Annotated in this window: 13 protein-coding genes; 10 read left to right on the top strand and 3 right to left on the bottom strand. The window is 67.4% G+C overall.

Annotated elements, in window-relative coordinates:
* The coding region (locus FL344_RS31835) for an EamA family transporter (RefSeq protein WP_368667457.1) at nucleotides 1-595 on the bottom strand (595 nt) is incomplete at its 3' end.
* Here FL344_RS31835 and FL344_RS31840 point away from each other — a divergent pair.
* The 5 genes from FL344_RS31840 to FL344_RS31860 all read left to right on the top strand — a co-directional run bounded on the left by FL344_RS31840 (nucleotide 523) and on the right by FL344_RS31860 (nucleotide 8066).
* Complete coding sequence (locus tag FL344_RS31840) at nucleotides 523-915, top strand: BlaI/MecI/CopY family transcriptional regulator (RefSeq protein ID WP_141621182.1); 393 nt, start codon at nucleotides 523-525, stop codon at nucleotides 913-915. The genes FL344_RS31835 and FL344_RS31840 overlap by 73 nt on opposite strands.
* Nucleotides 912-1895 carry a M56 family metallopeptidase gene (locus FL344_RS31845; RefSeq protein WP_141621183.1) on the top strand — a complete coding sequence of 328 codons (984 nt, stop codon included), beginning with the start codon at nucleotides 912-914 and terminating at the stop codon, nucleotides 1893-1895. The genes FL344_RS31840 and FL344_RS31845 overlap by 4 nt, the downstream gene beginning before the upstream one ends.
* A gap of 9 nt (nucleotides 1896-1904) precedes the next feature.
* The gene (locus tag FL344_RS31850) at nucleotides 1905-3194 is read left to right on the top strand and encodes a TolC family protein (RefSeq protein WP_141621184.1); all 1290 of its coding nucleotides are present in this window, start codon (nucleotides 1905-1907) and stop codon (nucleotides 3192-3194) included.
* A 290-nt stretch (nucleotides 3195-3484) separates the two neighbouring features.
* Entirely contained in the window at nucleotides 3485-4906 is a 1422-nt protein-coding gene (locus FL344_RS31855; protein WP_194863328.1) for an efflux RND transporter periplasmic adaptor subunit, read from the top strand.
* 13 nt (nucleotides 4907-4919) lie between these two features.
* Nucleotides 4920-8066, top strand: a complete 3147-nt coding sequence (locus tag FL344_RS31860) for an efflux RND transporter permease subunit (protein WP_141621186.1) — start codon at nucleotides 4920-4922, stop codon at nucleotides 8064-8066.
* A gap of 34 nt (nucleotides 8067-8100) precedes the next feature.
* On the opposite strand, the gene FL344_RS31865 is transcribed toward FL344_RS31860, so the two are convergent.
* Nucleotides 8101-8382: a hypothetical protein gene (locus FL344_RS31865; protein WP_141621187.1), complete on the bottom strand. Its 282-nt coding sequence runs from the start codon at nucleotides 8380-8382 to the stop codon at nucleotides 8101-8103.
* 344 nt (nucleotides 8383-8726) lie between these two features.
* On the opposite strand from FL344_RS31865, the gene FL344_RS31870 reads away from it, so the two are divergent.
* The 5 genes from FL344_RS31870 to FL344_RS31890 all read left to right on the top strand — a co-directional run bounded on the left by FL344_RS31870 (nucleotide 8727) and on the right by FL344_RS31890 (nucleotide 14479).
* The gene (locus FL344_RS31870; RefSeq protein ID WP_228565519.1) at nucleotides 8727-9896 is read left to right on the top strand and encodes a zinc-regulated TonB-dependent outer membrane receptor; all 1170 of its coding nucleotides are present in this window, start codon (nucleotides 8727-8729) and stop codon (nucleotides 9894-9896) included.
* A complete protein-coding gene (locus FL344_RS31875) occupies nucleotides 9877-10830 on the top strand; it encodes a metal ABC transporter substrate-binding protein (protein WP_228565520.1) in 954 nt (317 codons plus the stop codon). Before FL344_RS31870 ends, FL344_RS31875 begins: the two co-directional genes overlap by 20 nt.
* Nucleotides 10827-11681, top strand: coding sequence for a hypothetical protein (locus FL344_RS31880; protein ID WP_141621190.1), 855 nt, complete (start codon nucleotides 10827-10829; stop codon nucleotides 11679-11681). Before FL344_RS31875 ends, FL344_RS31880 begins: the two co-directional genes overlap by 4 nt.
* A 258-nt stretch (nucleotides 11682-11939) precedes the next feature.
* Nucleotides 11940-12554 carry an RDD family protein gene (locus tag FL344_RS31885; protein ID WP_141621191.1) on the top strand — a complete coding sequence of 205 codons (615 nt, stop codon included), beginning with the start codon at nucleotides 11940-11942 and terminating at the stop codon, nucleotides 12552-12554.
* Nucleotides 12555-12607: 53 nt separating this feature from the next.
* Entirely contained in the window at nucleotides 12608-14479 is a 1872-nt protein-coding gene (locus FL344_RS31890; protein WP_141621192.1) for a HEAT repeat domain-containing protein, read from the top strand.
* Nucleotides 14480-14542: 63 nt separating this feature from the next.
* On the opposite strand, the gene FL344_RS31895 is transcribed toward FL344_RS31890, so the two are convergent.
* A complete protein-coding gene (locus FL344_RS31895) occupies nucleotides 14543-14965 on the bottom strand; it encodes a hypothetical protein (RefSeq protein WP_020478943.1) in 423 nt (140 codons plus the stop codon).
* Nucleotides 14966-15272: the final 307 nt, after the last annotated feature.

A 15272-nucleotide genomic window follows, 5' to 3' on the forward strand; every position in this document is an offset into this window, starting at 1 on the left:
CCCCGGCGCCCGCCATGATGAAGGCGGCGGCGAGTGCTCCCGCGCGGCCCAGGTGCTCTCCGAACACGAGCAGCGCCAGGAGGATGGTGAAGGGACCCTCGAGGTTGAGGAGCAGGGAGGCAGCCACACCAGACATGCGTTGCAGGCCCACCAACATCAGGACGGGCCCCAAGATGCCTCCACAGAGGATGACCCCCAAGAGCAAGGGAGCATCCCTTTGCGACAGGCGAGCTTCCCGTTCAATTGGGGCGTGCGGTCGCAGCTTGCGTAGCCAGCCGAGACCCGTCAGGCCCAAACCCCCACCGAGATAGAGGAGGGAGGCGAGCACCAGCGGTGTGCTGGAGGGAAGTAGTAGCTTGGAAACGGGGGTACTCACCCCGAAGAGGGCCGCGGCAGACAGGCCCAAGGCTGCGCCAGCGACTCGTGGGGATAACGACACGGCTCTCTCTCCTTGGCCCGCCCGGTACTCGGTGCTGTTGTTACTATTGACGATAGTAGGGCGCCGGCCATAGAACCAGCTTCGTGAAGAAGCACACGTGGGAGCCGCTCGGCACGTTGGAGTCGGCTGTGATGAAGGTCGTCTGGAGCCAATCACCCATCACGGCGCGCGAGGTATGCGACCGGATGACGGGACGCGAGGAGCGTGCCTACACGACCATCATGACCACGATGGACCGGCTGCACCGCAAGGGGCTGCTAGAGCGTGAGAAGGACGGCCTGGCGTGGCGCTACACACCGGCACTCTCTCAGCCCGAGTTCGAAAAGGCGCTTGCTGACGCGCTCGCGGCGGACATTCTCCAGTCGCACGGCGAGACGGCGCTGGCCGCATTCGTGGACGCCGCAGCCGACGTGGACGAGTCGCTGCTAGACCGGCTCACGCAACTCATCGCCGCGCGCCGACGGGGCCGTCGATGACAGCGGCCCTGGCCTTCCTCCTGGAGTGCGCCGCCGTGGCCGCCGCTGTCGGAGGGCTGGCCTCTCTGGCGATGGCGGCGCTCCTCGGCACATGGCCCCGGAGATTGGCCCAGCCCGCGCTTCGAGCTGATGGTGCGTTCGTTCTGGGGACGCTGCCCGCCATACTGGCTCTGGCGGTGGTGGCCGCCGCCGCTGCGCCTTCCCTGTCCGCGCTGCTGGGCTGGAGCCGGGACCACTGTGGAAGTCACGGCCATCATCTTCACCTCTGCCTTCTGCACTCCTCGGGAGTGAGGCCCGTGCTCGCGGTGGTGGGGGCGATAGCGCTTGCTGCGTTTACATTCCGGGCGGGCGGACTTCTGTGGCGCGTCTTTCACACTCGCTCTCGGCTCACCGCGCTGGAAGCGTTGGGCTCCCTTCGTCCTGGGCCATTCCCAGTGGTGGTGGTGCCAGGGTCGCCGAGGCTGTGTCATGCAGCGGGAGTTCTCCACCGGCGTGTCCTCCTTTCTGGCCGCCTTGAGGAGGTATTGACGCCGCAAGAGCTCCGAGGCGTTCTCGCCCATGAGGAAGCTCACCTGCGGCGGCGCGACCCCCTGGCATCCTTGCTGCTCTGTGTCTCTGGGCTCTTCGTACCTCCACCCCTGGCTCGTGGTTTTCTCGCGACGTACCAGCTTGCGGCCGAGCAGGCTTGTGACGCGGAAGCGCTGCGCATCGTCGGAGACGGGACGGTGGTGGCTGAGGCACTGGTGAAGATGGCGGCCCTCCAGCGAGGGATTCGCGAAGCCACCGCTGTTCCCGCCTTCGGCAAGCTGGCTCTGGAAACGCGGGTGAGAGCCTTGCTGGATGGGGAGGCTCTCCAGTCCAGTGCGTCGCGTGCCCTCCTGCTCGGCGTGGGCGCGGCCGTCGCTGTGCTCACCCTCGCATTGTTACACACAGCCTTTCTCCACCATGCGGTGGAGACCGCCCTCCACTTCGTCTCCTAGGCGACGGCCATGCCCCTGCGAGCCCCCAGTCGTTTCGCGTCTTTGTCTACTATTGCCTGTAGTATGTTGACCGTCCTGCTTGCGCGTGGCGCTGCGGCGCAGTCTCCCTTGACTGAAGCGCAGTACGTGGACCAGGTCCTCCGGGGGAGTCTGGAGGCGCGTGTCGCGGAGGCAGATGCCGCGGTGGGCAAGGCCGCGGCTGTGGGGGTTGGACAATGGCCCAATCCCTCTCTGGTGTGGCAGCGGGAGAAGGCGACTTCCGGTCTGGCGGAAGGCGCGAGCCAGGACATCGTGAACATCTCCATCCCGCTGGTGCTTTCCGGGCGGCTGGGCCTTGAGCGCGAGGCAGCCGCCGCCGGGGCTCAGGCCGCGGAAGCGAACCTCGCGAGGGCTCGTGGAGAGTTGCGGCATACGGCGACGCTCGCTTTCGCCTCCGTCCTCGCGGCACAGGAGCGGCGCTCCATTCTGGAGGAGTCCCTGGCTGCATTGCGACGAGTGGCGGATGCCATCACTGCGCGGGAGCGCGTGGGGGAAGCATCGGGCTACGACCGGCTCCGAATCGAAATGGAGACCGCTGCTGTCGAGGACGCACACAGCGGCGCCGTCCTGGACGAACGGCGTGCGCTGATTGAGGCAATGCGCCTGCTGGGACCTGATGCGAAGTCGCTGCCGCCGCTTCAGGGGCCTTTGGCGCCGGAGCATCCTCTTCCTTCTGCGGAGTCGCTTCGGTCCGAGTTGGCGTCCCGTCGAGCCGATGCGCAGGCACTGGAGCTGGAGGCTCAGGGAGCGCGGGCTTCGCACCGGGCTGCGAGCCGCGGATGGATTCCGGACCCGACAGTGTACGGCGGTTTCCAAGCACTCGACATCGGGCGGCCAGGTGAGGGAGCTGGGTATGTGGTGGGGCTCACCCTGCCTCTTCCATTCTTCGAGAGGCAACAGGGCCCGCGGGCACAGGCGAAAGCACGAGAGCAGCTCTTCCTGGCGCGTCGTACCGCGCTTCTACACGCCGCCCACGTGCGACTCACTGTTGCGTTGGAAGACGTGGCGGGCCGCCGTGAGCGGCGCGTGAGGCAGCGGGAGGGCGCGTTGAAGCGTGCGGAGGAACTCCGCCGCGTCGCTGAGACCGCCTACCAAGGGGGGAGCGCAGACCTCCTTGTACTCGTTGATGCCGAGCGGACGGCCCGCGAGTCGCGGCTGACTGCGGTGGACCTGGCGCTCGCCGTTGCCGAGGCCGAAGCCGACCTCTTTCTACTTTCGGGCGCCTGGGATGGCGCCGAACTCCGGAGTTCCCAGCCATGAGTCGCTTGCCTCTTCTTACCCTGGTCCTGGCATGCGCCTTCGGCATGTCTTGCAAGGAGCACGGACATCCTCACGAGGGAGAAGCCGCCCACGGCCATGGTGAAGACCACGGGGCTAAGGAGCACGGACATCCTCACGAGGGAGATGCCGCCCACGGCCATGGTGAAGACCACGGGGCTGGGGAGCCTCATGGGCACGACGAAAGTGGCTCGCATGCTTCGGCGGGTGCAAAGGAGCCGGAACGACCAGATGTCTCCGTCACCGCGTACCAGGATGGCCTGGAGCTATTCATGGAGTACCCGGCGTTGGTGGTGGGGCAGCCGTCGCCACTCGTGGCCCACTTCACGGACGCGCGAAGCCCCGACGGCTTCCAGGTGGTGACGAAGGGGAAGGTGACGGCGACCCTCCGCTACGCGGATGGCTCCGAGGAGCGCTTCGTCGCGGAGAAGCTGCTGCGCGACGGCATCTTCAAGCCGGAGGTACGGCCCACGAAGCCCGGCGAGGCCACGCTTGCCCTGCGGCTGGAAGGAGAGCAGGTGGCCGGGACGGTGGAGGCGGGCAAGGTGACGGTGTACCCCACCGTGGCCGCAGCCGTGGCCGCCGCTCCTCCCGAAGAGGCCGGGGAGCCCACGGTGCCCTTCCTGAAGGAACAGCAGTGGAAGACGCAGTACGCCACGGCGTCCGCCGAGGAGCGCGTTCTCCAGGGCGGTGTGCGCGCCAACGGCGAGCTGAAGCCCGTGGCGGGCCAGGCCGCAGAGCTGTCCGCGCCCGTGGCGGGGCGAATTCAAGTGGGCGGTGAGGTGCCACACTTGGGGCAGGTGGTGAAGAAGGGGGACGTGCTGGTCCGGCTGGTGCCCACAGCGGTGGTGGGGGCGACGGACCTGGCCACCGTGGAGATGGAGGCCGCGCGGGCCCGGGCCGAGCTAGGGCTTGCCGAGCGAGAGGTGACGCGGGCGGCGGAGCTGCTCGCGGCCAAGGCCATTCCCGAGAAGCAGCTCGACGCGGCCCGGGTGGCGCGTGAGGTGGCGGCAGCCCGGGCCTCCGCGGCGGAGCGTCAGCTGGCCCTATACCGCGGCACGCAGAGCGGAGCGGGCGGCCCGGGCGGCGCGGCCTTCGAGCTGCGCTCCCCGCTGGAGGGCGTGGTGTCCTTCTCGGACGTGACGCCCGGCGCGGTGGTGGAGGCGGGTAAGCGGCTCGTGTCCGTCATCAACCCTTCGCGGTTGTGGCTGGAGGCGAAGGTGTACGAGGCGGATGCGCCCAAGGTGGAGCGCTCGCCGGGAGTGGCCTTCACGGTGGCGGGCTTCTCGCGCGAGTTCACCGTGGACGAGAAGACGGGCCGCCGGGTCGCGGTGGGTGCCGTGGTGGACCCCGCCACGCGCACCGTGCCCGTACTCTTCGAGCTTCCCAACCCTGACGGCGCGCTCAAGCCAGGGATGTTCGCCAAGGTGACGCTCTTCACGGGAGAGACGCTGCGCGCGGTGGCCATCCCGGAGTCCGCAGTGGTGGACGACAGCGGCCGGCCCACCGTCTTTGTCATGGAGGGGGGCGAGTCATTCTTCAAGCGCGCCATTCGCCCCGGCGTGCGCTCCGGCGGCTGGGTGCAGGTGCTGGACGGAGTGAGGGTGGGGGAGCGCGTCGTATCGAGAGGCGCTTACGAGCTGAAGCTGTCCACCGCCACCGGGGCCATCCCCGAGCACGGCCACCAGCACTGAGGGCGCGACACCTATGAATCGCCTCATCCGCTGGTCCATCGACAATCGCTTGCTGGTGGTGGCCGCCTCCGTGCTGCTGCTCGTGCTGGGCATCCAGGTCGCCCGGAACATGCCGGTGGACGTCTTCCCGGACCTGACTGCCCCTACCGTCACCGTCCTCACCGAGGCCCACGGCCTCGCGCCCGAGGAGGTGGAGACGCTCGTCACCTTCCCCATCGAAACGGCCGTCAACGGCGCCACAGGAGTGCGCCGGGTGCGCTCGGCATCCGGCGTGGGCATCTCCATCGTCTGGGTGGAGTTTGACTGGGGCACCGACATCTACACCGCGCGGCAGGTGGTGAACGAGAAGCTCCAACTCGTCGCCGCGCAGCTTCCGCCCGATGTGCCCCCACCCTCCATGGCGCCCATCTCCTCCGTCATGGGCGAGATTCTCTTCCTCTCCGTCTCATGGAAGCCAGAGGCGCTGGCGGTAGATGCTGCGGCCCGTGAGGCACAGATGATGGAGGCGCGAGGCGTGGCGGACTGGGTTCTGCGCAAGCGGCTTCTGTCCGTGCCGGGTGTCTCGCAGGTGGTTCCCATCGGTGGCGCGGTGAAGCAGTACCAGGTGCTGCTGCGTCCGGAGGCCCTGCAGGCGCTCGGCGTTTCCTTCGAGCAGGTGGCCAGCGCCTTGCGCACGACGAACCACAACGCCTCCGGTGGCTTCTATGTGCAGGGCGGGCAGGAGTATCTGCTGAGAGCGGTGGGGCGCGCGAAGAGCGTGGAGGACCTGGCGGGCACCGTCGTCACGGTGCGCGGCGGCGTGCCCCTCACAGTGGGGCAGGTGGCCGACGTGCGGGTGGGGCCTCGCATCAAGCGCGGAGAGGGCAGCGCCAACGCCCAGCCCGCCGTCATCCTCGCGGTGATGAAGCAGCCGGATGCGAACACCCTGGAGCTGACCCGGCGGCTGGACGCGGTACTTGACGAGGCGCAAGCCACGCTGCCGGAGGGCATGGTGGTGGGCCGCAACATCTTCCGTCAGTCGGACTTCATCTCCGTGGCGGTGCGCAATGTGTCGGTGGCGCTGCGCGACGGCGCTCTCCTCGTAGCCGTCATCCTCCTCGTCTTCCTGATGAATGCGCGGGCGACATTCATCTCCCTGACGGCCATTCCTCTGTCGCTCGTCGCCGCGGTGCTGGTGCTCAAGGCGTTCGGGGTGACGCTGAACACCATGACGATTGGCGGGCTCACCATCGCCATCGGCGCCATGGTGGATGACGCCATCATCGACGTGGAGAACGTCTTCCGGCGCTTGAGGGAGAACGCGCATCTGCCGGAAGGCCAGCGGCGCTCCTCGCTGGAGGTCATCTACCGGGCCTCCGTAGAGGTCCGGCACGCCATCGTCTTCGCCACCCTCATCATCATCCTCGTCTTCATCCCTCTCTTCTTCCTGGCAGGGCTGGAGGGGAGGATGTTGGCGCCGCTGGGGCTGGCCTACATCGTGGCCATCGCGGCTTCGCTGGTGGTGGCGGTGACGCTGACGCCGGCGCTGTGCGCCTATCTGCTTCCGAAGGCCAAGGCCCTGGGGGCGGGCGAGGGCCCCGTGCTGCACTGGCTGAAGGAGCGCTACCGGCCGATGCTGATGTGGTCCCTCGGCCGGCCCCAGGCCATCCTCGCTGGGGCCGCGCTGGCGTTGGTCGCCACTCTGGCCGTCGTACCGTTCCTCGGGCGCTCGTTCCTGCCGGAGTTCAACGAAGGCACGCTCACCATCAACGCGGTGACGCTGCCCGGCACTTCGCTGGAGGAGTCGGACAAGCTGGGACGGCGGGTGGAGGAGGTGCTGCTGTCCTTCCCGGAGGTGGTATCCACCGCCCGACGCACTGGACGGGCGGAGCTGGACGAGCACGCCCAGGACGTCAACGCGGCCGAACTGGACGTGGGGCTCGACCTCTCTCGGGGCGAGCGCGGCAAGGAGCAGCTCCTGAATGACCTGCGGAAGGCCCTGTCCCAGGTACCCGGCGTCGTCATCACCATCGGCCAGCCGCTCAGCCACCGCATCGACCACATGCTGTCCGGCACGCGCGCCAACATCGCGCTGAAGCTCTACGGGGACGACTTGGAGCGGCTGCGCACGCTGGCCGAGCAGGTGAAGAAGGTGGCCGAGCTCACCCCGGGGGCGGTGGACGTGGCCATCGAGCAGCAGGTGGACATCCCCGAGCTCGAAATCCGTACGGACCGGGACGCGGTGGCGCGCTACGGCCTCACCACGGGCCAGGTGGCCGAGGCCGTTGAGCGCGCCTTCGCCGGAGAGACGGTGGGCAGCGTGCTGGAAGGACAGCGGGTGGTGGAGATGGCCGTGCGCCTGGACGATGCCTCCCGGGCGGACGTGGACGCCATCGGCGCCACCCTTGTGGACACGCCCGTGGGCCCCCCGATTCCCCTGAAGATGCTGGCGAGCATCACGCGCGAGTCCGGTCCCAACACCATCAGCCGCGAGGGCGTGCAGCGGAAGATGGTGGTGCAGGCCAACGTCGCGGGGCGGGATTTGTCCGCAGTGGTGGATGACCTGCGAGCCCGCATCTCCAATGAGGTGTCCATGCCGCCGGGCTACTACGTCGACTACGGCGGGCAGTTCGAGAGCGCCGAGGAGGCCACGCGCACCATGGGTTGGCTGAGTGTGGGCGTGGTGGTCGGCATCTTCCTGCTGCTGGTGGTGGCATTCGGTTCGGTGCGCAACGCGCTGCTCACGCTCATCAACTTGCCCCTGGCCCTCATCGGCGGCGTGGTGGCTGTGGCGCTCACCTCCGGGGTGGTGAGCGTGGCGTCGCTGGTGGGCTTCATCACCTTGTTCGGTATTGCCACGCGCAACGGCATCCTCATGGTGAGCCACTACGAGCACTTGATGACGGAGGAGAAGAAGGGGCTCTCCGAGGCCGTGGTGCAGGGCTCTCTGGAGCGCCTGGCCCCCGTGCTGATGACGGCGCTGTGCGCGGGGTTGGCGTTGGTTCCGCTCGTCATCGCGGGCGACGAACCGGGGAACGAGATTCAAGCCCCAATGGGCGTCGTCATCCTTGGCGGGTTGTTGTCCTCCACCTTCCTCAACATGTTGGTGGTGCCGGTGCTCTTCCAGCGGTTTGGCCGCCCACCTGAGCTTCCCTCTGTCTCACGCCCTGAGGAGGGGTAGGCGGAAGATGGCTCGCGGGGCACAGCCAGGCTGCTCATTCATCGCGGCGCTCCTCGTAGCGCTGTGGGTAGCTTCGCCCATTGGTTGGGCGGTGCACGCCGGCCATCATGAACACCGCTACTGCCCGGAGCATGCCACCTTCGAGGAGGCCCGCCCGAGTCAGGTGGCGTGCCAGCATGCGCACGATTCCGGCGCGCACGGCGTGCATGCCTCCGCGCACGATGCTCCCGGCCAAACGCATCAGGCGTGTCCGAGCATTCCTTTCGACATCCGCCAGCTGGGACTCCTCGCGGTTCCCCTGCTTGAGCTGCCCCACGCGCTGCCGTCGTGCGTCGATAGGCGAGCGCGACATTCGCATTCATTCGAGCCGCTCACCGCGCTCACCCGGGCGCCCAAAGCTTCACCTCCACTTGGCACGGCTGTTCCCACTGCCGCCTGAGTCCAATCCCAACTGGCGCTCTTTCCGCGCCGTGCTCGTGGAGTTCTTTCGTGCTTCTTTTTTCACCCCGGGAGGCCGGGGCTCTAGTCGTCTGCCTTCTTGTCGCTGTCCCTTCTTCCTTCGCTCAACCTGCGTTCCTTTCTCCCCCCAATCAGGAGGCTGCGGATGCCGGGAGTGCTTCGCAGTCGGTCCCTGCCGAGAGCTCGGACGCGGGCGTGGAGGTGAGCGCCGAAGAGCTGGCAGAAATCCAAGCCGTCTTGGGCGAGGATGCCGCGCAGGCCGCCCAGCCCAACGCCGTCCTGTCAGAGCCTGCGCCATCCTCCGGAGTACTTGGCGCCGTCCAATCTCTCAACCCTGACCTGTCCTTCATCCTCGACGCGTCACTCGCTGCGTTCTCCGCCGAGGAGCCACTTCAGTCTGGAGGACATGACCCGACGAAGACGGGCTTCAACTTCCAGCAGCTTGAGATGTCCGTCGGGGCCGCTGTGGACCCCTATTTCCGATTCGATGCGAACATCGTCTTCAGCCAGTTCGGCGTGGAGGTTGAGGAAGCCTACGCGACGACGCTCGACCTGCCCCTCAACCTCCAGGTGCGAGCTGGACAGTTCCTTACTCGTTTCGGCCGTATCAACCCAACGCACCCGCACTCCTGGGACTTCGTGGACCAGCCGTTCATGCTGGGACGCATCTTTGGCGGCGAGGGTAACCGTGGGCTAGGAGTGGAGGCCTCCTGGCTTGCTCCGCTGCCCTGGTTTGTCGAGGTCATCGGTTCTGCCACCGATGCTGCGGGTGGTGCTACAGCACGTAGCTTCTTCGGTGACAGGAACCTGGGGGTACGCACGCCCCTCGACTTCCAACTCACTGGTGCGGTGAAGCAGTTCTTCCCGCTGTCGGACGATACGTCTCTGCTTTGGGGCGTGTCGTATGCAACGGGGCCCAATTCTACGGGCCATCGCAACCGCACCGATGTGTTCGGCACGGACGTGTACATCAAGTTCCGCCCTGTCACAGCGGCCAGCAACACGGTGGTGGCCTTGCAGGCCGAAGCCTTCTACCGGCGTCGACAGGTACCCAATGACGTGCTTCAAGACGTCGGAGGATATGCCCAGGTGTTGTGGAAGTTCGCACAGCGCTGGGGAACGGCGATGCGCTACGAGTTTGGCACTGCCGCCTACGATGGCCTGGGGAATAAGGCGGTGGACTTCCTGGACCCGGAGTGGATGGACATGCGCCAGCGCATCAGCGCCAACGTTACGTTCTGGCCCTCCGAGTTTTCACGCATTCGCCTACAGGGGGCGGCAGATGCACCGGAGTGGCGAGACGAGACGGACTTCTCCGCCTTCCTGCAACTCGAAGTTCTCGTTGGCGCCCATGGCGCTCATCTCTTCTGAATTTCGGAGTGAAATCATGCCTCACTTTCTCTTGCTGCTAACTGCTGTACTGGGCCTCGTCCCCATAACGTCTTTTGCTTCGCTTCGGGTGGTGACTACGGTGCCGGACTTGGCTGCCATCGCTCGCGCAGTGGGCGGGAGCCGGGTCTCCGTAGTGTCGCTCTCCCTTCCCACACAGGACCCTCATTTCGTCGATGCACGTCCTAGCCTCGTGCTGGACCTCAACCGCGCGGACCTTCTGCTTGCGGTGGGATTGGAACTGGAGGTCGGCTGGCTAGGCACACTCCAAACGGGAGCGCGTAATGCCCGAATCCAGCCAGGTGGTCGCGGCTTCCTTGACTGCTCGCAACTCGTGGAGCGTCTGGAAGTGCCTCGGGGGCCTGTGGATAGGAGCATGGGCGACATCCATCCGGGAGGTAACCCACATTATCTCTACGACCCGCGCGCGGCGGTGCGGGTCGCGCGAGGTATCGCAGAGCGCCTGGGCGAGTTGGACCCCGAGGGAAAGCCTACATACGCTGCGGGCCTCCAGCGTTTCACGTCGGACCTGGAGGGGGCGCGGGTGGGGTGGGAGAAGCGCCTCACCGCCCTGCGCGGAATGCCTGTTGTGTCCTACCACAGGTCCTTCCCGTACCTTGCAGACTGGCTGGGATTCCAGACCGTGGGATTCGTCGAATTCAAGCCGGGCATTCCACCCAACCCCAATCATATCGCCCAGCTCATCGCTCAGGCTCGAACGCGTCGCGTGCAGCTACTCCTTCAGGAGTCATACTATCCGGACGCCTCTGCACGGCTTGTTGCGGATAAGGTTGGAGCACGACTCGTCGTCATCCCCGCCGGCACGGGTTTGCGTGCAGGGCAGTCCTACCGCGAGCACCTTGAGGAAATTGTCGGCCTGCTGGAGCGTGCCCTCAAGGCGAAGGAGACGCCATGAGGGCCCAATGGATTTTGTGGTTGCTGCTGGTTGGGGCCGCGGGGTGCACATTCAGCGATGGCGGACCCTTTGCTGAACTGGAGTCCACCATACTGGAGGCCAGGCTCATTGAGGCGCCCGGCCGTGGTGCCGGTGATGGATGGCAGCGGCTGAACACCGACTACCAAGCACGCTTTGACGTGTTCGTCTTGGATACAGCGGGCCTGACACTCCAGCGAACCCAGGCCGGGAGCGGCGGAGGTGGTGGCGGAACGTTCGATCCGGCCAATCCTCCCCCGCGCTACAGTAATTGCCACAGCGGGCACTGCCATCGGGACGACGGTGCCCTGGTGGATTTCGAGGACATCCAGGCGGAGATGGATGGAGGCGGCGGCGGGCCTACGGTGGTATCCGTCGTCAGCTTCCGTGGCGAGTCGCTAGACCTCGTGGAGGGAACTCGCAGGAGCCTCATCTGTGCGGAGTGCGATTTGCCTGAAGGCGGGGCCAGCCAGTTGCGCATGCCGCTGACGCGGTTGCTCCTGCGGGGGGCAATCCGCGATGGTCGAACTGAGGAAAGACTGGCGGGGGAGGTGCCCTTCTCGCTGGACCTGACCTTCACGGAAGAGGAGCAGGCAGTTGTAGCGGCCTCGCTCGACCTTCCCGCCGACCGCTCACAGCCACCACGGGTGTCGTTGGAACTCTCATTGGAACTGACTTCCGCACTGGTCGACAATGTCGATTGGGCTGCGCTTGCTAAAAATGCTGATGGCATCAGCCTGGGGGAAGACGCTAACAGCGACGCTCGGGCGCTCATTCTCCAGCAGTTGATGGAGATAGAGATGGCAACGAAGATATCTCGCACCTCGGACTGACCTCTGGGACGGGATGAAGGGCGCCTGGCTAACGCCGGGCGCCTCCGCGCCTAATGGTGCGTTCCACTGGTTCGTCTGCGAGTGGGCGGCATCCCTCTCGGTACTCTCAGGCGCCGCGGTTACCAGCGGGTGGCAAGAGGCCCGTTGTTATGGTTGAGTAGACTGAACCTGTTGGGTTGCATTTGTAGGTTCAAGCAGGAATTTCCCGCTGAAGGAACTTGCTGCCTTGGGGCGGGCCTAGCTGTGCTGCGGCCCTCCATGTCCGACTTCCACGAGGCCCTTGAGTCGATTTCGGAGTCCCCATGCTCCGAGCATCCTGGCTTCTCCGCTGTCCTAGCCTGTACTCGCTGCTGCACCTTCATCTGCGCCTTCTGTGCCTCGTCCCGGGCGGGCCTGTGCCTTCGGTGCCTCCACGCGGCTTCGGAGCTGGCGACGCGCAGGGCCCGGCTCGCAGCAAGCCTTGTTGACGGTGCCGCGCTCCTGCTCCCGTCCCTGTTCCTGGGTGTCCTCCGGTGCCTGGCCCTTCCGGACGAGGCGGCGATGACGGCTCCTGCCGTCTATGTCCCGGCGCTCCTCGTGTTGCTTGTGCAGGCCAGCCTGATTCGAGGCACGGGGGCGAGTCTCGGCAAGCGGCTCCTGGGAATCCGCGTCGTCAGAAGGGACGGGCGGCCGGCGGAAGTCTGGCGCATTGCCCTTTTGAGGAACGCGCTCCCGATGGCGCTCTGCGGCTACTGCGGCTGGTTCGGCCTCGTGGACGCCCTCTTCATCGTTGGAGAGGACCGACGGTGTCTTCACGACTGGCTGGCCGGCACCCGCGTCGTGAAAGCCCCACGAGCGCCGCGCTCGTTCGCCGCGCGGCTCGTGACTGGCTGAAGCGTTTGTTTCGGAGTCCCTTCCCAGTGAAGGGGGGAATGAGAGGCGATGACATGGAGAGAGAGTTGAAGTCTGGGCGTCCCCGCTGGCTGACCGGGCTCGTGTGCGTGGTGGTGGTGCTGGCACTGGGGTGTTCCCGGCCGTGGAAGCGGGAAGACACCAGGACGTGGGAGGGTTGCTGCCAGGGGGCTGACGCGTGCCTTGCGCTGCTGCAGGAGCTCCACGGCCCCGACACCGGGGAGAAGTGGCTGCCGCCGGAGCAGGCGTGTGCGGCCTGGAAGCTGGGGCGCGAGGGAGAGGGCGTCGTCCCTCGGCTGATTCCGCTGCTTCGGCACCCAGAGCGTCGCGTGCGCGGCGGTGCAGCACAGGCGCTGGCGAACATGGGGGAGAAGGCCACTGGCGCCTTGCCTGCGCTCATCGAAGCGTATGAGCGGGAGCCCGGTGGGCTGGCCCTGCACGCGCTCTCTTCACTTGATGACGAGCGAGCAGCGCCAGCCATTGTGCGCCACCTCCTGGAGTCGCCCACGTCGGCGCTGGAGCACCTCGGCCCGACATTGGCCCCGGTGCTGTTTGACGTGCTGGAGAACCCGGAGTCGAGCTGGGAAGCGCTGGTGCTGGTGCGCCACGTCCTCTCCCGGCGAGCCTCCATGCACACGGAGACCTTCGTCCCGCGCCTGCGGACGCTCCTCGCGCGGGAGCTGGAGGAGTCCACGCTGCGGCGCCCACCCGGGACGTCCTGCCCGTCGGCGCCTGCGCCAGGCTGCGAGGCGGTTTTCGACGCATGCACCCCACGAGCGGCCTACGTGGCGTCCGTGCTGGCGGCCCACGCGCGCGAAGGGGCGAAGGGCGAGCCCGAGGCGCTGCAGGCGCTACAGCGGGCGGACGTGCGCCTCACGCCCGTGGCGCTGCAGGCGCTGGTGGCCTTCAGGAGTCCTGCTGCGGTGCCGGGCGTCCTTGAGCAGCTCGCCGTGCCTGAATGCCGCGCCCGGGCCCTTGCGAGCCTCGTGTCCCTGGGGGACGTGGCGCGGCCAGCCGCGACGGAGCCGCTGCTGCGGCTGCTGGCCACGGGGAAGGAGGGCTGGGAGCGCGCACGGGCCGCAGAGGCCCTTGGACGCGTGGGAGACGCAGCCGCCCTCGAGGCGCTGCGCCAGGCGGTGGACGCGCCGCACAGCGAAGTCCAGGCCGCGGCGGTTGATGCGCTGGGCAGCTACGCCTTCCGGGAGCATGCGGAGGAGCTGGTGCCGCTGCTCCAGCGGGTGGGGACGACGCACGCCTCGCCGGTGGCGCGGAGCCACGCGAGGTTGGCCATGCAAGGCCTCGCCGAACAGGAGGTGCAGCATGCGGAGTCCATCGACTGCGCCCGCATTATTCCTGGACGTAGCGGGGGGTGGACGCTGAATGAGGGACACACCTCTGTCCAGTTGCACTGGGACAAGCCGAAGGCGCCCCCACAGGGGAGTCCCTGCGCAGCCGTGCCGGGTGGGGACTCCGCATCCGTCCTCGAAGCCATGGGGGAGGCGTGCCTCGTCGGATGGGACGACGGGGAGTTTGGGGGCACGCTGGAAGTGCATGAAGCCGGGCGGGTGACGGTGCTGGAGGCGCCCCGGGCCAACCCCCTGGTAGTCGTGCGGATGCACGACGCCCTCGTGGTTGTGGAGGGCCTCGCACACATGTATTTCGGGGCAGGGCGTCTGGTGCGTGTCGACGCCTCCGAGGGGCGGTGGCGTGCCACGCCTTGGGTGACTCTCCCAGGCGCGCCGATGGCATACGCACTGGATGAAGCGGGGGACTTGGTGGTGGGGACGACGGACCAGCGACTCGACGCATTCGTGTGTGGCCGGGCTGGCACCTTCGCACCCGCCCACGTGGTGCGCGTCACGAGGGACGGGCGCCTGGCCCCCGTCGAGCCGGATGGACGGCACTGACGCCACCGCGTGAGAAAGGGCGCCCCTCCTGGGATAGGAGGGGGCCTGTCGGGCGGGAGGGTTTCAGGCGCGCCGCGTCCGCGAGCGGAACTCGCTGGCCCAGCGCTGGGCGGTGGCTGTGGCGCGCTCGCGCTCCGAGGCCAGGGGCGGCTGCCCGGCAGGCGTTGGCGCACCTTGGCCGGAGGTGCCGTCCGCGCCTGCTGCCCCCTTCTTGCGCACCCACATGCGAGGGGTGGCGCTGACGGGCGGCGTCGGCGCGGGAGGCGCGGCGTCAGCCTTGGGCCTGCGTCCGCGCGGGAGAATGACGTCGGGAATGCTGTGGGGCGCGGCGTCCTCCACCCATGCAGCATGCAGGCGGCCCGTGGCCACCATGAGGCGCCGTTTCTGGTAGTGCGCCGCGCAGTAGCCCTGGCTGCGGTGGGGCCGCTTGCAGCCGATGACGGCACAGGCCCGGGCCATGGGCGCGGCGGCCGGCGTTGGTTTCACACGGACGGGCTGGGAAGCCTCTGTCGGTTGCGCGGGGCTCGCCGTGCGCACGGCCCGGACGGGCTGCGGCTTCTCGGAGAACCGCCGCGCAAGGCGACTTAGCGCTGCGGCGAGCGCAGCGACAGGGCCGGCGACCTCCTCTCGAATGGCCGCCCGAAACTCGGACTCAAGAAGCTGCGCTGGAAGAGCGCCGCCAGAAAGGCCCTGCTTCGGGTGGTGGAAAGGCTGCAATTCGCGAAGACGATGGGATTTAGGCATATGTAAAATGCGTTGCACCGGATGCGCCGACGGCGCCGCTGTGGACGCG

It is taken from the genome of Myxococcus sp. AB036A (genome assembly GCF_006547355.1).
GTDB lineage: Bacteria > Myxococcota > Myxococcia > Myxococcales > Myxococcaceae > Myxococcus > Myxococcus virescens.

What these genes read in the sequence shown, in the direction of transcription:
- FL344_RS31845 (WP_141621183.1), top strand. Translation starts at nt 912, where the DNA reads ATGACAGCGGCCCTGGCCTTCCTCCTGGAGTGCGCCGCCGTGGCCGCC.
- FL344_RS31850 (WP_141621184.1), top strand. Translation starts at nt 1,905, where the DNA reads ATGCCCCTGCGAGCCCCCAGTCGTTTCGCGTCTTTGTCTACTATTGCC.
- FL344_RS31855 (WP_194863328.1), top strand. Translation starts at nt 3,485, where the DNA reads ATGGAGTACCCGGCGTTGGTGGTGGGGCAGCCGTCGCCACTCGTGGCC.
- FL344_RS31860 (WP_141621186.1), top strand. Translation starts at nt 4,920, where the DNA reads ATGAATCGCCTCATCCGCTGGTCCATCGACAATCGCTTGCTGGTGGTG.
- FL344_RS31875 (WP_228565520.1), top strand. Translation starts at nt 9,877, where the DNA reads ATGGCGCTCATCTCTTCTGAATTTCGGAGTGAAATCATGCCTCACTTT.
- FL344_RS31880 (WP_141621190.1), top strand. Translation starts at nt 10,827, where the DNA reads ATGAGGGCCCAATGGATTTTGTGGTTGCTGCTGGTTGGGGCCGCGGGG.
- FL344_RS31885 (WP_141621191.1), top strand. Translation starts at nt 11,940, where the DNA reads ATGTCCGACTTCCACGAGGCCCTTGAGTCGATTTCGGAGTCCCCATGC.
- FL344_RS31890 (WP_141621192.1), top strand. Translation starts at nt 12,608, where the DNA reads ATGGAGAGAGAGTTGAAGTCTGGGCGTCCCCGCTGGCTGACCGGGCTC.